The sequence below is a fragment of the Mycobacterium hippophais genome (assembly GCF_027529605.1).
Lineage (GTDB): Bacteria > Actinomycetota > Actinomycetes > Mycobacteriales > Mycobacteriaceae > Mycobacterium > Mycobacterium arseniciresistens.
In genome coordinates, this window is the sequence record NZ_JAPZPY010000003.1 from 483,552 (window position 1) to 502,291 (window position 18,740).

15 protein-coding genes are annotated in these 18,740 nt (G+C 68.5%); 12 read left to right on the forward strand and 3 right to left on the reverse strand.

What is annotated here, in order from left to right; all coding sequences use genetic code 11:
* Positions 1-6: 6 nt before the first annotated feature.
* The 10 genes from O6P37_RS10855 to O6P37_RS10900 all read left to right on the forward strand — a co-directional run bounded on the left by O6P37_RS10855 (position 7) and on the right by O6P37_RS10900 (position 13,087).
* A complete protein-coding gene (locus O6P37_RS10855) occupies positions 7-2,502 on the forward strand; it encodes an FtsX-like permease family protein (protein WP_269894052.1) in 2,496 nt (831 codons plus the stop codon).
* Positions 2,503-2,519: 17 nt separating this feature from the next.
* The gene (locus O6P37_RS10860; RefSeq protein WP_269894053.1) at positions 2,520-3,188 is read left to right on the forward strand and encodes an ABC transporter ATP-binding protein; all 669 of its coding nucleotides are present in this window, start codon (positions 2,520-2,522) and stop codon (positions 3,186-3,188) included.
* Positions 3,185-4,651, forward strand: coding sequence for a cytochrome P450 (locus O6P37_RS10865; protein ID WP_269894054.1), 1,467 nt, complete (start codon positions 3,185-3,187; stop codon positions 4,649-4,651). The genes O6P37_RS10860 and O6P37_RS10865 overlap by 4 nt, the downstream gene beginning before the upstream one ends.
* Positions 4,648-6,225 (forward strand): flavin-containing monooxygenase, encoded by a 1,578-nt coding sequence (locus O6P37_RS10870; protein WP_269894055.1) that lies wholly within the window; start codon positions 4,648-4,650, stop codon positions 6,223-6,225. The genes O6P37_RS10865 and O6P37_RS10870 overlap by 4 nt, the downstream gene beginning before the upstream one ends.
* Before the next feature lie 32 nt (positions 6,226-6,257).
* Positions 6,258-7,700: an amidase gene (locus O6P37_RS10875; RefSeq protein ID WP_269894056.1), complete on the forward strand. Its 1,443-nt coding sequence runs from the start codon at positions 6,258-6,260 to the stop codon at positions 7,698-7,700.
* Positions 7,697-8,773 carry a TIGR03617 family F420-dependent LLM class oxidoreductase gene (locus O6P37_RS10880; RefSeq protein ID WP_269894057.1) on the forward strand — a complete coding sequence of 359 codons (1,077 nt, stop codon included), beginning with the start codon at positions 7,697-7,699 and terminating at the stop codon, positions 8,771-8,773. Before O6P37_RS10875 ends, O6P37_RS10880 begins: the two co-directional genes overlap by 4 nt.
* 66 nt (positions 8,774-8,839) lie before the next feature.
* Positions 8,840-9,451: a maleylpyruvate isomerase family mycothiol-dependent enzyme gene (locus tag O6P37_RS10885; protein WP_269894058.1), complete on the forward strand. Its 612-nt coding sequence runs from the start codon at positions 8,840-8,842 to the stop codon at positions 9,449-9,451.
* Positions 9,452-9,687: 236 nt separating this feature from the next.
* Entirely contained in the window at positions 9,688-10,773 is a 1,086-nt protein-coding gene (locus tag O6P37_RS10890) for an oxygenase MpaB family protein (protein ID WP_269894059.1), read from the forward strand.
* Between the two features lie 105 nt (positions 10,774-10,878).
* Positions 10,879-11,505 (forward strand): TetR/AcrR family transcriptional regulator, encoded by a 627-nt coding sequence (locus O6P37_RS10895; protein WP_269894060.1) that lies wholly within the window; start codon positions 10,879-10,881, stop codon positions 11,503-11,505.
* A gap of 19 nt (positions 11,506-11,524) precedes the next feature.
* Positions 11,525-13,087: a carotenoid oxygenase family protein gene (locus O6P37_RS10900; RefSeq protein ID WP_269894061.1), complete on the forward strand. Its 1,563-nt coding sequence runs from the start codon at positions 11,525-11,527 to the stop codon at positions 13,085-13,087.
* Here the strand turns inward: O6P37_RS10900 and O6P37_RS10905 are convergent.
* The 3 genes from O6P37_RS10905 to aroA form a co-directional block, all read right to left on the reverse strand.
* Positions 13,072-13,920 (reverse strand): aldo/keto reductase, encoded by an 849-nt coding sequence (locus O6P37_RS10905; protein ID WP_269894062.1) that lies wholly within the window; start codon positions 13,918-13,920, stop codon positions 13,072-13,074. The genes O6P37_RS10900 and O6P37_RS10905 overlap by 16 nt on opposite strands.
* A 129-nt stretch (positions 13,921-14,049) precedes the next feature.
* A complete protein-coding gene (rsgA, locus tag O6P37_RS10910; protein ID WP_269894063.1) occupies positions 14,050-15,030 on the reverse strand; it encodes a ribosome small subunit-dependent GTPase A in 981 nt (326 codons plus the stop codon).
* On the reverse strand, positions 15,027-16,334 hold the full coding sequence (gene aroA, locus O6P37_RS10915) for a 3-phosphoshikimate 1-carboxyvinyltransferase (RefSeq protein WP_269894064.1): 1,308 nt from the start codon (positions 16,332-16,334) through the stop codon (positions 15,027-15,029). Before aroA ends, rsgA begins: the two co-directional genes overlap by 4 nt.
* 114 nt (positions 16,335-16,448) lie before the next feature.
* Here aroA and O6P37_RS10920 point away from each other — a divergent pair, with 114 nt between their 5' ends.
* Together O6P37_RS10920 and O6P37_RS10925 are read left to right on the forward strand one after the other, a co-directional pair.
* Entirely contained in the window at positions 16,449-17,201 is a 753-nt protein-coding gene (locus O6P37_RS10920; RefSeq protein ID WP_269894065.1) for an SOS response-associated peptidase, read from the forward strand.
* A gap of 56 nt (positions 17,202-17,257) precedes the next feature.
* A complete protein-coding gene (locus O6P37_RS10925; RefSeq protein WP_269894174.1) occupies positions 17,258-18,724 on the forward strand; it encodes a DUF7782 domain-containing protein in 1,467 nt (488 codons plus the stop codon).
* Positions 18,725-18,740: the final 16 nt, after the last annotated feature.

The following is an 18,740-nucleotide window of genomic DNA, read 5'->3' on the forward strand; positions in this document are numbered from 1 at the left end:
CTGGTGGTGCTGACCGTCGTTGACCGGCTGCGGATCTTCAGCCTGCGGGAACTGTGGGCCCATCCCGGCCGGACCATCGCCTCGGTGACCGTCATGGCGATATCCGCGGCTTTCCTGGTCGCCATGGTGGGCATCTCGGGATCGGTGTCGGGCACCGTGCGCCAAGTCGCGGACACCGTCGGCGGCAACGCGCCCATCGAGGTGTCCGGGATCACCGACTCCGGTTTCAACCAGCAACTACAGCAGGCCATCTCGGACACACCCGGTGTCGCCGTGGCTGCACCCCTGATGAGAACTCAGGTCAACACCTCGGCGGGTCCGGCGATGCTGATCGGAGCCGATCTTTCGGGAACCGAGCTCACCAGCCCGCTGATCCGAGCGGGCGAACGTCACCTCGCCGCGCTGATGAACACACCGGGCGGTGTTCTCATCGGTCCTGCGCTGGGCGGCGCGCCCGGATCGGCGATCACCGTCGGAGACCACGAATTGACGGTCGCGGCTGCACTGGACGACAGGAGCGCCGAACGGGTCAATCAGGGGCGCTTCGTGATGGCGCCGCTGGCCCAGGCCCAGCGGATCACGGGCAGGCCCGGGCGTGTGGACTCGGTGCTCGTCGCACTCGAACCGGGCGCTGACCTCGCAACGGTGCGCGCTGCGGTGGCCACAACGGTGGCGGGCCGAGCCGTCGTCGGCGATTCGATCGAGCGAGTCGCGCAGACCGGCAACGGCATCAGAATCTTGCAGTACCTGACGCTGATGAGTGCCGGTGTGGCCTTCATCGTCGCCGCTTTCCTCATCTACACCGTCATGGCCATCGCCATCAGCCAGCGGCGGCCGGCGCTGTCGATGTTGCGGGCGATCGGTGGCAGGCGACGAACGTTGATCCTCAATTTGCTCGGCGAGTCGGCTGCACTGGGAGCCCTCGGCGGCGTCGCCGGCGCCGCTGTCGGTGTCGCAGTGGGACGCTTCGTCGTCGCCGGTCTGCCCACCGCGCTCGTGCAGTCGACCAACCTGCGTCTGGAATACACCCTGCCGTGGTACGCGGCACCCGCGGCGGTGATCATGTCGGTCGGCATGACCCTGGCGGCAGCTGCCGTCGCGGCTTACCAGATCTACCGGGTCTCACCGCTGCACGCGCTGGTCCCCGTCGAGGTGGCGACCGAGGCCGGGCCGCCGAGATGGCTGCGGTTGTGCGCGATCGGGTCGTGGGCAGTGCTGCTCGGCGGCGCGGTGGCCATCCATCGTGCCGGGACGGAGAACCTCATCCTCGCCGCGTTGGCGATCGCGCTGTTCTTCGGATCCGGTATCGCGCTGTGTGTGGGTCTGACCCCGCACCTCGTCGCGACCACCGCTGCTGTCGCACGGATCGGGGGTGGCTACCGCCGGCTTGCCGCCGCCGCCGTCGAACGCTCGACGATGCGGGTCTGGGCCACACTGATGACCGTGGTCATCGCGGTGGCGATGACGGTCACGATCACCGGCGCGAACGATGACACCATCACCGCTGCCAAGGGCTCGATGTCGTCCTATGACCAGACTCCGGTCTTCGTGTCGTCGAACCCGTCCACGGAACTCCCCGCCGGAGCGCCGCTGCCCGAACGCGTCGCCGCGCAGGCGGCCCAGCTTCCCGGGGTGGCCCGCGTCGTCAACGGACGGGTCGCGTTCGGCAGCGTCAACGGGGTCCGGATCGCGATGAACGGATTGGCCACCGGGACGCACAGTCCCATCTACGAACTGACCGACGATCAACACCGCGGCCCGCTGCTGGCCGGTGACGGTGTGGTGCTGAGCAAGGCACTCGGCCGGTCGCTCGGGGTGTCCGCGGGCGACGACCTCGCGCTGCAGACGCCCACCGGCGTGAAGCAGGTGCGGGTACTGCAACTCATCCCGTACCTGTCCGTGGTCAACGGGGTGATCGGGATGAGCCTGCCGCAGTTGCAGTCGTGGTTCGATCTGCCGGGCTCGACGCTGCTCGAGGTCTACACCACGGCGGGAACCGACGACGCTCGCGTCCTCGACGCAATCAGGATGCTCGCCCCCGCAGGCGTCCACGTCTTCTCCGGCGCCGAAGCCCTGCGTAGTTCCGAGGCCGCACTGGATCAGGTGGCGGCCATCGCCAATGCGATGTGGGTGATCGTCGTGGTGATCGCAGCGATCGCCCTGCTGAACACACTGACGATGTCGGTGCTGCAACGACGCCGTGAATTGGCGGTGCTTCGCGCGGTGGGCGCGAGCCGGCGCACCGTCCTGCAGATGGTCGTCGCGGAAGCAGCAGGCATCGGTCTGGTCGGCGGTGCGGTCGGCCTGCTGTTCGGCCTCGCGTCGCAATACTTCTACGACATGGCGACGCCCACGATCCTCAACTTCGACGTGCCCTATCAACCCGGTTTCAGCGCAGTCGGTTTCGCCTCGTTGGCTTTGCTCCTGACGCTACTGGGCTGCATACCTCCCGCCGTGCGCGCGGCCCGAATCGACATCATCCGCGCTCTGGCGACCAGCTAGCCGCGAAAGGAAACGCTGTGCTCGAAGTACATGACGTATCAAAAGGCTTCCATGTCGGTGGAGCACGTATCCAGGCTCTCGACGGTGTGACGATGAAAGTCGATCCGGGGGAGTTCGTATCGATCGTCGGTCCGTCGGGGTCGGGGAAGAGCACGCTGTTGCACCTGATCGGGGCGCTGGACACGCCGGACTCGGGCACGGTCAAGCTCGACTCCGAAGACATCGGCGTCATGACCGACCGGCAACGCGCAGAACTGCGCCGCCGCCGGATGGGTTTCATCTTCCAGTTCTTCAACCTCCTCCCCACCATGTCGGCATGGGAGAACGTCGCGGTGCCACGGCTGCTCGACGGGCAGTCGCTGCGCTCGTCGAAGGCGAAGGCCACGGAGCTGCTGACCCAGCTCGGACTGGCCGATCGAATCGATCACCGGCCGTCGGAGTTGTCCGGTGGGCAGATGCAACGCGTGGCGATCGCCCGGGCGCTCATCATGGACCCGCACCTGCTGTTGGCCGATGAGCCGACGGGAAACCTCGACACCCGCACCGGCGCGGCAATTCTGGCCTTCCTCGCGCAGGTGCCGGCAGGTGCCCACGGTGAACGGGCGGTGGTGATGGTCACCCACAATCCGGATGCTGCCGCGCAGACCGACCGCGTGATCACACTGCAGGACGGCCGTGTGACGTGACCGCACCGGATCGCAACCCGCGCAGGCGATGCCCGGCGTCGGCGGCCGACCGCGAATCTCCGGCCCCGCCGGACCTGGCTTCCAGACCCGAACACTGGTGCCACCGGCCACCGCCGGTCGCGCGCGGACTGCCGTGGCTCGGTGTTGCGCACCGGATTTCCCGCGACAAGTTCGACTTCGCGCCCGAGATCGCCCGCCGTTACGGCGACCTCGTCAGACTGCCGGTGCCGGGGAAGCGGGCGGTGTACCTCATCACCAGTGCCGAACTGGTCGGCCAGGTCTTCGTGCGAAGGGCAGGCGAGCACTGTAAAGGGGCGATGCTCAACGCCGCGATGGCACCCGTTCCGGGAACACCGATACCGGTGATGGAAGGCATCCAGTGGCGCCGAATACGCCGACTGACCACGCCGTTCTTCAGCGTCGCCGGGCTGAAGGCGGTGCTGGTGACGATGGACGACGTCCTCGACACCCACGTCGACAGGCTGGCGTTCTACGCCCAGGGCGGCACGACGGTCGACATGGAGCAGATGGTGTCGCACGCCTCGATCGACGTCATGCTGCGCACGATTCTCAACCGTGCGCTGCCGGAGAAGCAGTACCGGCGCATCGCCCGCCATTTCCGTTCGGCGTCGGAGGGTGCCGCGACCCGATGGGCGTGGTTCTGGCTGCCTGCACCGCTGCGCTATTTGCTGTCGTTCCCGAAAGACGCCCGCGCGACACCGTTGATGGCTTTGATGTATCTGCTGGTGCGCCACACCGACACCGGTGATGCCGGGGGAGATGACCTGTTCGCCGTGCTGCGACGGGCTACCTCGGACGACGGCTCCACGCTCACCGAACGGCAGTTGGTGGCCCACATGTTCACCTTCGTGTTCGCCGGCTTCGAGACGACCGCCGCGGCGCTGGCGTGGACGTTCGCGCTCCTGGCCGTTCATCCCGAGGCAATGATCAAGGCGCAGAACGAGGCTGCCTCACTCGGCAGAACACCTCGTCACGAAGACGTGGACCGCCTGCCCTACCTGCGCGCATGCTTCGACGAAGCGCAGCGCATGCAGGGTCTGCCCTACTACTCACGGGACTCGATCGCCGATCAAGTACTCGGCGGATACTTCGTCCCGGCCGGATCGGTGCTGCTGTGCAGCCCGTACGCGATGCAGCATGACCCCCGGTATTGGAGGCAACCAGAGCTCTTCCGGCCCGAGCGCTGGTTCGAGGATCCGATAGAACGCAACGCCTACCTGCCCTTCGGAATCGGGGAGCGGCGGTGCATAGGCGCCAACATGGCCAACGTCGAAGGCGTGCTCTATTTGGCGAAAGCGCTGTACCGGTTCACCTTCCGGGTCCCTGATGACTGGCGACCACAACGCCACTTCCACATGTCCACCTCGGTGCGCGGCGGAGTACCCACGACGATCGGGCACCACCGTAAGGCGACGGCACCTTCGATGAAGGAACGCTTGTGACCAGCGCACCCGGCCTCGAGTCCGGCGAACACTCGGCCGCGTCACGCACCGCGCCCGGCCGACAGCCCGACGTGGAGGTGGCCATCGTGGGCGCCGGGCTCGCCGGTGTGGGTATCGCGATCGCACTGATGCGGGCGGGCCTCACCGACTTCGTCATCATCGATCGCGAATCCGACTTCGGCGGCACCTGGCACGTCAACCGATACCCCGACGTCGGCGCCGACATCCCCGGGTTGCTCTATCAGTTCTCATTCGCCAAACATCCTTGGTCGCGGGTTTTTCCGAAGGGCGAGGAAGTCAAGTCCTACATCGACGCCCTCGTCGCGGAGTACCGGCTGCGGGACCGGTCGCGCCTGGGCACGGAGGTGAAGTCCCGAACCTGGGACGAGGAACATCACCTGTGGCGCCACGATCTGGGCGACGCCGGCGAACTGACGAGCCGCTTCGCCGTCTCCGCCGACGGGATGTTCATCGAGCCACGGCGGCCCGACATCACCGGACTCGACGACTTTCAGGGCGACGTCATGCTTTCTCAGCAGTGGCGCCATGACTACGACTTCACCGGCAAGCGGGTCGGGATCATCGGGACCGGTGCTTCCGGAGTGCAGATCATCCCCCGGTTGGCGCGCAGCGGCGGGCACCTGACCGTGTTCCAGCGGCGAGGGGCCTGGGTGTTCCCCAAGCCCGATCTGCCGATCCCGCGTCCAGTTCGCTGGCTGTTGACCCGGGTCCCGGGGCTATATGCGGCGCTGTTCGCGGTGCTGACCTGCCTGGTGGGCAACTACTTCGGATGGCTCGCCACGCACGGGTCGCGGCTCGAGAGATTCCTGTGGGCGGGACACGTTCTGATACGAGGTTTCATCCGACTTCAGGTCCGCGACGCCGAGACGCGACGCGGGTTGCTGCCGACCTATCCCATGGTTTGCAAACGCCCGACCATCTCGAACCATTACTACGCTGCATTCGACCGGCCCGACGTCTCTCTGGTGACCCAACCGATCGAACGCGCCGACGCCCATGGACTGCTCACCGTCGACGGCGAGCACCATCGGCTCGACGTGCTCGTGCTGGCCACCGGTTTCCGCATGGCGGCCAGTTCGACCGGCCGGCGCGGAAGCCCACTGCGCGGAGCCGGAGGCTTCGAGCTCGCCGACTACTACGAGCGAACTCCGGACGCCGCGGAGTTCCAGGGTCTCCTGCTGCCGGACATGCCGAACAACTTCATCGTGTGCGGCAGATACAGCTGGGCGGGTCCGTCGCACTGTTCCATCGTCGAGCGGGCGGCGATCATCATCGTTCGAATGATCACGGAGACCAAACGACAAGGCGCCACCCGCTTCCAGGTCACCGCGGAAGCGGCCGCACGGTTCTCCGATCGCATGATCGCGCGCCAGGAAGGATCATTCGCTCACACCACCGGCTGCCGCGCCGCCAAGACCTACTTCCTCGACGAGCACGGTGTGTCGTCGGTGTACCGCCCGACCTCGATGACCCAGGCGATGCACGAGGCGCGCAACCTGTCGATGACGGATTTCGAATTCGGCCGTCTCCGAACGGCACCGAATGACCGGTGAAGACCACCGGCCACCGACGCGGGCAGGTGACAGTGCCGCCGCCTGACGATGCCGCCGAACTCCACGCAGTGGGGGAGTGGACGGCCGTCGCCCTCACCCGGCGGGCAGTTGCCGGGCAGATCACCGCGACCGAGATCGTCCGCAGCACGCTGCACCGCATCGCGCATCTCGACCCGCTGCTCAACGCATTCTCCGCAGTTTTGGCCGAGCAGGCCTACCGTGACGCGAGCCGTCTCGACGAGCTTGCGAACAACGGCGGGCCGTGCGGTCCGCTGCATGCCGTGCCGGTGGCCGTCAAGGACAACCTTGCGGTCGCGGGATGCGTCACCGCCTTCGGCACCGTCGCCAACAGCACCCCCGCCGGCGCGGATTGCGAAGTCGTGCGCCGGCTGCGAGACGCGGGAGCGATCATCGTCGGCACGGTGCGGATGTCGGAGCTCGGTCAGTGGCCGTACACGGAAACCACACACGGCGGCATCACCCGCAACCCCTGGGACAGCTCGCGTACCGCGGGCGGATCGAGTGGGGGAAGCGCCGTGGCGGTGGCGAGCGGCATGGTCCCGGTGGCGCTGGGCAGCGACGGCGGCGGCTCCATCCGCATCCCGGCGGCGTGCTGCGGGGTCTACGGACTCAAACCGTCCCGCGGCCGAGTGACGTCGGCACCGCGGACCGCGATGTGGTCGGGGCTGGCGACAATCGGCCCGATCAGCCGGACCGTCCTCGACGCAGCCGTCGTGGGCGACGTCATCCGCGGCAACACCCCCCAGGACCGGTACATGCTCGCGGACCCTCCGACCTCTTTCACCGTCGCAGCCCGAACCGACCCCGGCCGCCTGCGTATCGGATGGCTGACCGAGCTGGGCCGAACCGCAACGGCCGTCGCCCCGGAACACGTCCGCGCCGTGCGCGCCACCGCGCAGTTGCTCGCCGATCTGGGTCACGACGTGACGCCCATCGACGTCCGACTGCCCGAGCCGGGACCGGCCTTCCTGCCGCACTTCCTTGCGGGCATCCGGGAGGCGGCCGACTCCGTGGAACACTTCGGGTTGCTGGAGAAGCGAACTCGATCGACCTACCGGCTGGGTCGCTGGGTGACACCGGCCGTGCTGCGTCTGGCCGCCATTGCCCGCGACCGCATGACCGCGCAGGTCGACACTCTCTTCAACGACGTCGACGTGCTGCTCGAACCCACACTGGCGCAACGGCCTCCCCATGCCGGCGCCCTCGACGGTGGCGGCCCGCTGCGCCACCTCATCGGGTCACGGCCGCTGGCGGCGTTCACCTCTCTCTGGAATCTCACCGGCCATCCCGCGGCGGCGCTTCCGGCAGGCGTGGACGCAGACGGATTGCCTGTCAGCGTCCAACTTGTCGGCCGCCTCGGCGACGAGCCGAGTCTGATCGGTCTCTCGGCGCAGATCGAGCGCGCGCGACCGTGGCCTGCCGCCGATGTCGAGGTCAGGGAGTTGACGACATGAGCCCCAGATGGTCGTTGCGGCGCCGATTCGGGGGACCGTCGCGCCGCAGCGCCGCCCCGATGAAGGTCGACGTCGTGCTCACCGGGGAAGCGGGAGACTGGGACCGGGCGGCCGAGGCGGAGGCATTGGGCTACGACGGCGCCTGGGCGCCGGAGATCAGCCACGACCCCTTCCCGCTGCTCGCGCTGGCGGCCGACAGAACGAACACCATGACCGTGGGCACGGCGATCGCCATCGCGTTTGCGCGCAACCCGATGTCGTTGGCGATTTCCGCCAATGACCTTCAGTTGTACTCGGGCGGCCGGTTTGTGTTGGCGGTCGGCTCGCAGGTGCAGACCCACGTCGTCGAACGGTTCTCGATGCCGTGGTCGCGCCCAGCGGACCGGATGCGGGATTACCTGATGGCGATCCGGGCGATCTGGCGCAGCTGGGAGACCGGTGAGCCTCTCGATCACCGCGGTGAGTTCTACCGCCACACCCTCATGCCTCCGTTCTTCAATCCCGGACCCAACCCGCACGGCAACCCACCGATCCTGGTCGCCGGGGTGGGCCCGCGGATGACCCGCGTCGCGGGCGAGGTGGCCGACGGATTCATGGTGCACGGATTCACCACCGAGAAGTACCTGCGCGAGGTCACCGTGCCGGCGCTCGGTGACGGGCGGACAGACCGCGGTGAGCGTGGGCTAGACGGCTACACGATCTCAGGCTTCCCGTTCATCGTCACCGGCGAGAACGACTTCCAGTGCCGCGTCGCAGACCTGGCGGTGCGCTCGCAGATCGCTTTCTACGGATCGACACCCGCCTATCGACCGGTGCTCGAACTGCACGGGTGGGAGCACGTCGGCGATGAACTGCACCGCCGGTCGAAACGTGGCGAATGGGCGAAGATGGCCGAGCTGATCACCGACGAGATGTTGCACACGTTCGCCATCGTCGCATCACCTGACGACGTCGCGTCCGCGCTGATCGATCGGTACGGCGAGATTTTCACCAGAGTCGGTTTCTACGCGCCCTATCCCATGCCGAAGGGATTTTGGGACCCGATCATGAAGGCGGTGAAATCGGTTGCGTGACAATACGCGTGGCGAAGTGAGGGAAGCGCACCGGCGAAGAGTGCTCGAATCGAAGAGGTGGTGTGGGTGAGTCTGCGCGAAATGATTGCGGACGAACGCAGTGAACTACTGGAGTTCCTCCAGACATTGTCTGCCGAGCAGTGGGAGGTGCCGTCGTTGTGTGAGGGCTGGCGGGTTCGGGACGTGGTGGCACACCTGTGTTGGGACAACATCTCAATTCGCAGGTACTTACTGGTGGGCGCGCGGTACCGGTCGCCCGACCGCGTGAATCAGCACTACGTCGACGCCGCCAAGGACGTGACCACCGCCGAGCTGCTCGACGATCTGGCCTCCACCGTCGACGGAGGCTGGATCAGCCGCGTGACACCCGCCGGAGTCCTGGCGGATCTTGTCGTGCACCACCAGGACATTCGGCGTCCACTGGACGCGCCGCGCACCGTCGACGCCGCGCGGCTACGGCACACCCTCGACAAGCCCAACCGGTTCGCGCACCCGCGACGCTTCATGGCGGGGCTGCGATTCACCGCAACCGACCTGGACTGGTCGACTGGTGACGGACCCGAAGTGAGCGGATGTGGTGAGGCTCTGGCGCTCGCGATCGTCGGACGCGGCTCAGTCCTCGGTGAACTGGCAGGTGAGGGCGTCGCTGTACTCGCTGACCGCATGGGCGCCGGCTGAGTCTGCCGTCCGGGTCCCACAACTGAATCCGCCGCTGCGGCACCGCTACCGCGGCCACTGCAGCGCAGGCGACCGCGGTAGGAAGGTGGTTTTACATGGACGCACACAATCGGGTGCGGCGCAGTGACGGGGAGCCGCTCGAGTGGCTGCGATACAGGCCGACGGAGGATCGGCCGCTCGGTGCACGAATCGCCGCGTGGGAGCGCCGGTTGTCCGACCCTGTGCGGTCGGAGATCGTGGCCGGGGCCGAGCTGTCGGAGGATGAGATCGAAGCCCTGAACTTCGTCGGCGACCCGTTGTCGGAGGATTTCCTGCTGGCGGCGAAGGCTGCCGGTCTAGACCGAGAAGACGACTTCGCCGCCCTGAGCACCCTGCGCGCGGCCGGTGACTCGGCCGCTGAGGCATTGTGGCGCAACATCAATCATGTACCGTCATTCCTCGACTTCGAGGCGATGCGCATGGTGGCCGGCTTCAATCGTCGCAACTTCTTCGCCGGTCCGTACTTCGTCGCCGGTGCTCTGCCATTCACCTACGCCGACCCGAATGTGGCGCACGTCCTCGACTTCGGTGGCGGTCTCAGGCGCAACGGAGGGCAGGTGAAGAGGTTTCGCGAGACTCTGCGGGGAGTCACTTCGGTCAACGATGTCGAGGCACTCAAGCCGGGCGGACGCGCATGGGAACAATGGGTGCGTATCCGACTGATCCATTCTCGGGTGCGGATGGGGATCTCCCGCACCGCCGAATGGGACTACCGCGTCGGAGTTCCCGTCAGCGCGTTGCGTATAGCCGGTGGTTCCTATGTCTTCGCCTCATTCGTCCCGCAGGTCTACCTCAGCGTGGGCGCGACCGCGTCAGCTCAGGAGATCGAGGCGATCACCCGGGTCTGGCAGTGGATCACCTACCTCCTCGGCGGTCCGCTCGAATTCCTTCTCGGTGACCTCGATGAGCAAGAGGTCGTCAACCGCAAGCTGCTCGAACACACCATGATCACGTCATCGGATCCCGTCGGTACCCGGTTGGCCCACGAGTGGTTCCTCTGCTGCGCCCGGGACGGTATTCTCGGCGTTCGCGTTCCGCTCCCGTTCGTCCATGCACTCGCGCGGCGCGCTGTCATCGGAGGACTTCCGCGTGAGCCCGGGTTCGCTGCGGCGGTGATCGACTACCTGCAGATACCTCGTCACCCTGTCGCCGACCGATTCGTGACGATCATGACCGTGTTCATGCGCGCACTGGCACGATGCGGTCGGTGGCGGCCCGTAAGGAACATCTTCGAACTCGTCGGCGAGGCGCTGACCTCACGGCTGATCAGGCGGCTGGAGTAGCCGGCCCCCGCCGGTCGGCGCCGTGCAACGGACCTGCCGCACGAGCGTCGGCATCGGCCCGATGAGAACGCCGCTCGACCCGTCATGGCCTCGTAGGCTCGAGGTGTGAACTCGCAGAGGCGTGGTCGTGGTCGGCCGGCCGGGTCACGAGTCGATCCCGCGCAGCGGCGAGCGGCGCTGCTGGATGCCGCCGAACGGGCCATCCGCGCCAAGGGGCCGTCGGTCGGACTCGTCGACATAGCCGCTGAAGCGGGCTTCGTCCGCTCGGCGGTATACGCGATCTATCCCAACCGGGAGGCATTGCTCGCCGCGCTGAGCGAGCGCACCGCCGCCCGCCTGCTCAGCGAGATCACGCGCCGCGCAGCCGGATCAACCGACCTCCGGCAACGCATGGCGCTGTTCTTCGACGTCATCTGCGGATGGATCAGCGACGAACCGAACATGCACCGAGCGTTGAGCGGCGATCCGGCCACCGGCGTGTTCGAACAGCTCGCCGCGGCGGTCGAGGTGATGTTGACGTCCGCGTTCGCCACCGATGAGCGCAGCCCCGCCGCGGCGCCGTGGTCGCGTGCCATCGTCGGATCCGCGGTCGCGGCCGCGGAATGGTGGTGCCGCACCGGGGCGATGTCTCGTGCCGGCCTGGTCGAGTACCTGACCACATTGTGCTGGGACGGCGGATCGGCGCTGCCGTTCCTCAACGAGGACATCGCCGCCATTGACAAGGGGCGATGAAAAAGACAGAGTGTCTAATATGACCTTCGGGGAGTCGGGCGCCACGCCGGACGCGACGGAGCCGTCGCACTATTGGGACGACATCGCCGGGGAGTTCGACCTTCCCGTCACCGAAGTCGACGGCCGCATTCCCGAGGAACTCGTCGGCACGCTGTACCGCAACGGCTCTGGACGGTGGACCGTCGGCGAGTCGCGGGTGGAATCGATCTACGACGCCGACGGCATGGTCAGCGCGTTCATCCTGGACGGCACCGGTGTCCGATTCCGCAACAAGTTCGTGCGTACGCGCCACTATGTGCGCTCGACCGAGGCGGGCCGTGTGGTGGATCGCGGATTCAGTTCCCAGCGGCCTGGCGGATCGCTGGCCAGTGCGTTTCGTCTACCCGCCAATACCGCCAACACCAGCGTCATGGTCAATCCCGACCGGCTGCTCGCACTCTGGGAAGGTGGCCGACCACACGAGCTCGACCTCGACACGCTCGATACGATCGGCCTCACCAGTCTGTGCGGCGCTCTCAAGGGGCCCGTCGGCGCGTACTCGGCTCACTACTCCCACGACCCCGTCGCCGATACCAAGATCAACTTCGGATTCGATCCGTACTTTCCGCGTATCGACCTGCCGTGGGCACTGCGTGGCACCCGCGGCGGTGAGCGGCGCCGCCGCATCCGCGAAGTCCTCGGCGAGGCTGTACCGCGGGTACGCCTGCGGCTCTACGAAACCGACGCCGGTGGTGTCACCAGATACCTGCGTTCGGTGCCTCTGCCGGGTATGGGCATCATCCACGACATGGCCCTCACCGCCCGGTACGCCGTATTCGTACTGTCGCCCCTACGGATCAACGCCATGGCACTGATGGGCCGCAATTCCTTCTGGGACGCCATGGACTTCCGCGCCGACGTACCGGCGTACTTCGTTCTGGCGCCACGTGACGGCGGACCGGTGCGGATCGCGGAAACCGATCCGTTCTTCCACTGGCACTTCACCAATGCCTATGACGACGGCGACGACGTCGTGGTCGAGCTGCCGCGCTTCGCCCCGAAGACCTACCTCGGGATGAAGCGCTACACCGCCCACATCCGATCCGGCACCGGACAGATCAACCGCTCGGGCGACAGCGACGCCGTCGTGCTGACCCGCTTCAGAATCTCCCCGACGGGCCGGGTCACGGCGGAGCCGCTGACTGACTTCGGTTGCGAGTTCCCGCAGATCGACCAGCGCCGGTCCACGGCCCAGCACCATTTCACCTATGTGGCGGTCCAGCAGCCCAGGCGATTCCGCGGGCAGGGCATCGCGCGAGTCGATCACCGCACGGGCGATGCACAGCGGTACTGTTCGCCCGGGCAGTACCTCGTGGAACCGACGTTCGTGCCGCGCCCCGGAGGGACCGCAGAAGACGACGGATGGATCCTCACAGTCGGATATGACGAAGGCCGGCATCGGAGTCGGCTGATGATCTTCGAGGCACCCCGTCTCGACGATGGACCGATCGCAGAAGCGTGGCTGCCGTTTCACGTACCGATGAGTTACCACGGGGCCTTCAGCCCGAGGGTCGCGCGCCCGTCGGGTCAGTCCGGCACGTAGTCGAATTCGCTCGGGTTCGGGCCCAGCCGCCCGTCCTCGCCGTTGTCGAGCGCGCTGAGCGCATCGACGTCGGCCTCGCCCAGTTCGAAGTCGAACAGCGCGAAGTTCTGCTTGATGCGTTCGGGCGTCACCGATTTCGGGAACACGATGTCGCCGCGCTGGATGTGCCAGCGCAGCACCACCTGGGCCGGCGTCCTGCCCGTCGCCTCGGCGATCCGCGTGACCACCGGATCGTCGAGCACCTTGCCCTGCGCGATGGGTGACCACGCCTCGGTCGCGATGTGGTGCTCCTTGCCGTACGCCCGGACCGCGTCGTTGGTGAAATACGGATGCACCTCGATCTGGTTGACGACCGGAGTCGTCTCGGTCTCGCGCGCGAGCCGTTCGAGATGGTCGATCTGGAAGTTCGACACCCCGATGCTGCGCGCGCGGCCGTCCTTCTTGAACTCCTCGAGCGTCTGCCAGGTCGACACGTAGTCACCGTCGTAGAGGGTCGGCAACGGCCAGTGGATGAGGAACAGGTCGACGTAGTCGAAGCCCAGCGCCTCCAGCGTGCCGTCGAAGGCGCGGCGCGCGTCGTCGGGCCGGTGGAAGCCGTTGTTCAGCTTGCTGGTGATGTACACCTCGCTGCGGTCGATGCCGGAATCGCGGACGCCCTGCCCGACGCCCCGCTCGTTCTGGTACATCTCCGCGGTGTCGATGTGCCGGTAGCCGATCTCCAGCGCGGTGCGGACCGCGCCTGCGGTCTCGTCCGGTTCGATCTGGTACACCCCGAAGCCCAGCTGCGGGATGTGCGTGCCGTTGTTCAGCGAGATGGTGGGAACAGTGCTCACAGGAGGATCTCCTCAGGATCGGGTCAAGGTCTGCTGACGGGGTGCCCACTGAGGCAACCGCGCACACCCCGCCGGGCATCCGTCACCGGGCTGTCAGCTCGCTGTGAATTCCCCCGGGTTCGAACTGGGTCAGGCGTCCTTGAGGGCGGCGAGCAGACGGCGCGCCGCGCTCACCCGGTCGGCGGCCGGTCCGGTCAGGGCGTCCAGCGCGCACCCGGGGTCGGCGGGCGGCCCCATGTGGCGGCACCCACGGGGGCAGTCGGCGATGGCCTCGGCCAGGTCGGCGAACGCCAGTAGTACGTCCTCGGGCGCGATGTGCGCCAGGCCGAACGAGCGCACCCCGGGGGTGTCGACCACCCAGCCGGATTCGGCCAGCGGCAACGCGATCGACTGGGTCGAGGTGTGTCTGCCCTTCCCGACGCCGGACACCACGCCGATCGCCCGGTGCGCGTCCGGCACCAGTCGATTGACCAGCGTCGACTTGCCCACCCCGGAGTGGCCGAGCAGCACGGTGACCGCGCCGGTCAGCAGGGGGGCGACGACGTCGAGCGGATCGTCACGACCGGCGGTCACGACGGTCAGGTCCAGCCCGGCGAACTGGGCGGCGAACGGCTCCGGCGGGGCGAGGTCGGACTTGGTGAGGCAGAGGATCGGCCGCAGGCCGCCTGCGTACGCGGCGATCAGCGACCGCTCGACGAAGCCGGTGCGCGGCGGCGGATCGGCCAGCGCCACCACCACGAGCAGCTGGTCGGCGTTGGCGACCACCACCCGCTCGGTCGGGTCGGTGTCATCGGCGGTGCGACGCAACACCGTTCGGCGTTCGCTGCGGCGGACGATGCGGGCCAGGGTGTCGGGCCGCCCGCTCAGGTCGCCCACCACGTCCACGTCGTCGCCGACGACGATCGGCGTCCGGCCCAGTTCGCGTGCCCGCATCGCGGTCACGGTGCGGTCCGGATCGCCGTCGAGCGCACACCCCCATCGGCCCCGGTCGACGGTCACCACCATCGCGTTGCGCGCATCGGCGTGGTCCGGGCGGGTCTTCGTCCGCGGTCGCGAGCCCCGACCCGGTCTGATCCGGACGTCGGACTCGTCGTACTCGCGAGGGCTCAACTACCTGCCTCGGGCCCGATGGTCTGGCCGGCCAGCATGTCCGCCCACAGCTGCGGGAACTCCGGCAGCGTCTTGGCGGTGGTGGCGATGTCCTCCACCTCCACGCCCGGTGTGCGCAGGCCGACGATGGCGCCCGCCATCGCCATCCGGTGGTCGGCATAGGAGTGCCAGGTGCCGCCGTGCAGCGGAACGGCCGTGATCACCAGGCCGTCGTCGGTCTCCTCGCACCGCCCGCCGAGGCCGTTGATCTCGTTCGACAACGCCGCCAACCGGTCGGTCTCATGGCCGCGCAGGTGGGCGACGCCGCGAAGCCGCGACTCCGAACCCGGGGTGGCCAGCGCCGCCAGCGCGGCCATCGTGGGGGTCAGTTCGCCGACCTCGTGCAGGTCCACGTCGAACCCGCCGAACTGGCTGCCGCCCTGCACCTCCAGATAGGCATCGCCGTGGCGGACCGTCGCCCCGAGCTTCTGCAGGATCGCCAGGATGACGCCTGCCGGCTGGATGCTGAGCTGCGGCCACCCCGTCACGCGCACGGCGCCGCCGCTGACCACCGCGGCCGACAGGAACGGCACCGCGTTCGACAGGTCGGGCTCGATGACCCACCGCCGTGCGGCGACCGGGCCCGGCCGCACCCGCCAGCGCAACCGCTCGGTGTCGTCGACCTCCACCCCGGCGTCACGCAGCATTGCCACCGTCATCCCGATGTGCGGCGCCGACGGCACCGACTCACCGGTGTGAACGACGGTCAGGCCGTCGGTGAACGCCGCGCCCGACAGCAGCAACCCCGAGACGAACTGCGACGAGGCCGACGCGTCGATCTCCACCGTGCCGCCGGCCACCGAACCACCGCCCGACACTTGGAACGGCAGGCCGTCGCCGTCGACCCCGACACCGAGGGCTCGCAATCCGTCGAGCAGCGGGGCGATCGGTCGGGCGCGAGCCTGTTCGTCGCCGTCGAACGTGACCGTCTGCGTGCCCAGTGCCGCGAGCGGGGGCACGAAACGCAGCACGGTGCCGGCCAGGCCGCAGTCCACCCGCGCTCCGGCGGCGGGTGCGATCGCCCCGCCGACGACCAGCTCGGTGAGGTCACCGCCGACCGGCTCCACCGTGACCCCGAGGGTCTGCAGCGCGCCGATCATCAGGTCGGTGTCGCGGCTGCGCAGCGCGCCGCTGACCGTCGACGAACCCTGCGGGGTGGCCAGCGCCGCCAGCAGCAGTGCGCGGTTGGTCAGGGACTTCGAGCCCGGAACGGTGACCGTCGCATGGACCGGGCTGGGCGTCGACGGTGCCGGCCAGTTGCTCACGACTCACCATCCTGCCCTGTCGGTGACCGGCGGCCAAAGGCTCACCCGGACCGTCGCGGCGCGGATCCCGTTCTGCCGGCCATGCTGTCGGCGTCTTCTGCCAGTATCGGAGGCATGTGTGGACGATTCGCCGTGACCACCGATCCCGCGCTGCTCGCCCAGAAGATCGAGGCGATCGACGAGGCCACGTCGGCGGCCAAGGACACCGGCGGCCCGAACTTCAACGTCGCGCCGACCACCACCATCAGCACGGTCGTCAAGCGGCACACCGACCCCGAGGACGAGTCGACACGGCGCGTGCGCCTGATGCGGTGGGGCCTGATCCCGCCATGGGTGAAGACCACCGAGGACGGTGCCCCCGACAACAAGGGCCCGTTGCTGATCAACGCGCGGTCGGAGAAGGTGACCAGTTCGCCGGCGTTCCGCAACTCAGCGAAGAACAAGCGTTGCCTGGTGCCGATGGACGGCTGGTACGAGTGGCGGGGCGAGAAGGGCGCGAAAACGCCGTTCTACATGTACGGCGGCGACGGGGAGCTGCTGTACATGGCGGGACTGTGGTCCACCTGGCGGCCGAAGGAGGCGCCCAAGGACGCACCGCCCCTGCTCAGCTGCACGATCATCACCACCGACGCGGCCGGCCCGCTGGCCGAGATCCACGACCGGATGCCGCTGACCATCAGCCGCGCCGACTGGGACCGCTGGCTCGACCCCGACGCCCCGGTCGACGAGGGGCTGCTGCGCGGCCACGGCGACCTCGACCGCATCGAGATCCGGGAGGTGTCCCGGCTGGTGAACAGCGTCCGCAACAACGGCCCGGAGCTGATCGAACCCGCCAAGCCCGAACCCGAGCAGGCGACGCTGCTTTGACGGGGTCCTCGGCCCCGCTGCGTGACACCGCTGTCGTCGACGCCCTCGCGGCCGACATGCGGGCGGCGGAGTACACCACCGACGGGGTGACCGACCTGCTGGGCGCCGATGCGGGCGCGGCGTTCAGCCGGGGACTGTGGTGGTCGGCGCTGCGCGCCATCGACCGGGCCGGGCCGGACCGGCAACGACTCGCCGTGTTGGTGCGGCTGTTCCTGCTCGGGGCCGACGAACCCCGCGACCGCGTCGCGCTCGCGCTGCCCACCGCCGGCGTCGATGCCGTGGTCGCCGCCGGCGTGCTCGAGTCCACGCCGCACGGAACCCTGCGCGCCGCACTGGACATCCGGCCGCACGGTGACGGTGCCCGCGACTTCCTGGTGGTCTCGGATCTGGATGCGGCGGTGCGCCCGGGACCGGTGCGCCGCGACCACGTCCTCGGCATCGGCGGCGCGTCGGTCTCGTTGGCCCACGCGGTGATCCGCACACCCGTCGGGCGGGCTCTCGATCTCGGCACCGGGTGCGGGATCCAGGCACTGCACCTCGACGCGCACTGTGACGCCGTCGTCGCCACCGACACGAACGCGCGGGCGCTCGCGCTGGCCGCGGCGACCGCGCGCCTCAACGGCATGTCGTGGGATCTGCGGCAGGGCAGCATGTTCGAACCGGTGGCCGGTGAGCGCTTCGACCTGATCGTGTCGAATCCGCCGTTCGTGGTGGGCGCCGGGGCGCTGGATTACCAGTACCGCGACTCCGGGATGGCCGGCGACGCGTTGTGCCGCACGCTCGTCGAACAGGCCGGTGACCACCTCGAGCCGGGCGGCACCGCGCAGATCATGGCCAACTGGATCGTGCGTGACGGCGGCGGGGACGGGGCGTGGCGCGACCGGGTGCGCGGGTGGCTGGCCGGCACCGGCCTGCACGCCTGGGTCGTGCAGCGGGAATTCGCCGACCCGGTCAGCTACGTCTCGCTGTGGACCTCGGATGCGGGGGAGCTGCCCGAGGACGCGGCGCGCCGCGGCGGCCAGTGGCTGGATTGGTTCGCTGACCAGGGCATCGCCGGGATCGGCATGGGCATGATCACGCTGCGGGCGCCGCGGGCCGGCGAGCGCCGCCCGCCCGACCACGTGCTCGAGGAGATCACCGGCGCCGACGAGGCTCTCACCGGCCCCGAGGTCGAGGCGTTCTTCGCACGCCGCGAGTACCTGCACCACACCACCGACGAGCAGCTGCTGGCGGTCCGGCTCACGACGGCGCCGGTGCTGCTCGAGGAGCACTCATTGCCCGGCGCCGACGGCTGGCAGGTGGTCGGCGCCGCGGTGCGCAGACCCGGCGGGCCCGCCGCGGTCCTCGGGGTCGATGAGGTGTCCCGGGCACTGCTGGCGGGCTGCCGCGGCGAGGTGCCGCTCGGCACGCTGATCGAGCTGCTGGCCGCGTTCCACGGCGTCGAGGCCGATGCACTCGCGGCGGCCGCGCTGCCGGTGGTGCGGGAGGCGGTCGGCCGCGGAATCCTTTATGAGGCGCACTGAAAGATCGCAGGGGCAA

Bases quoted from the DNA above. Each gene is read 5' to 3' on its own strand.
- O6P37_RS10880 (WP_269894057.1), top strand. From the start codon at position 7,697: ATGAGCCCCAGATGGTCGTTGCGGCGCCGATTCGGGGGACCGTCGCGC.
- O6P37_RS10900 (WP_269894061.1), top strand. From the start codon at position 11,525: ATGACCTTCGGGGAGTCGGGCGCCACGCCGGACGCGACGGAGCCGTCG.
- O6P37_RS10920 (WP_269894065.1), top strand. From the start codon at position 16,449: ATGTGTGGACGATTCGCCGTGACCACCGATCCCGCGCTGCTCGCCCAG.
- O6P37_RS10925 (WP_269894174.1), top strand. From the start codon at position 17,258: ATGCGGGCGGCGGAGTACACCACCGACGGGGTGACCGACCTGCTGGGC.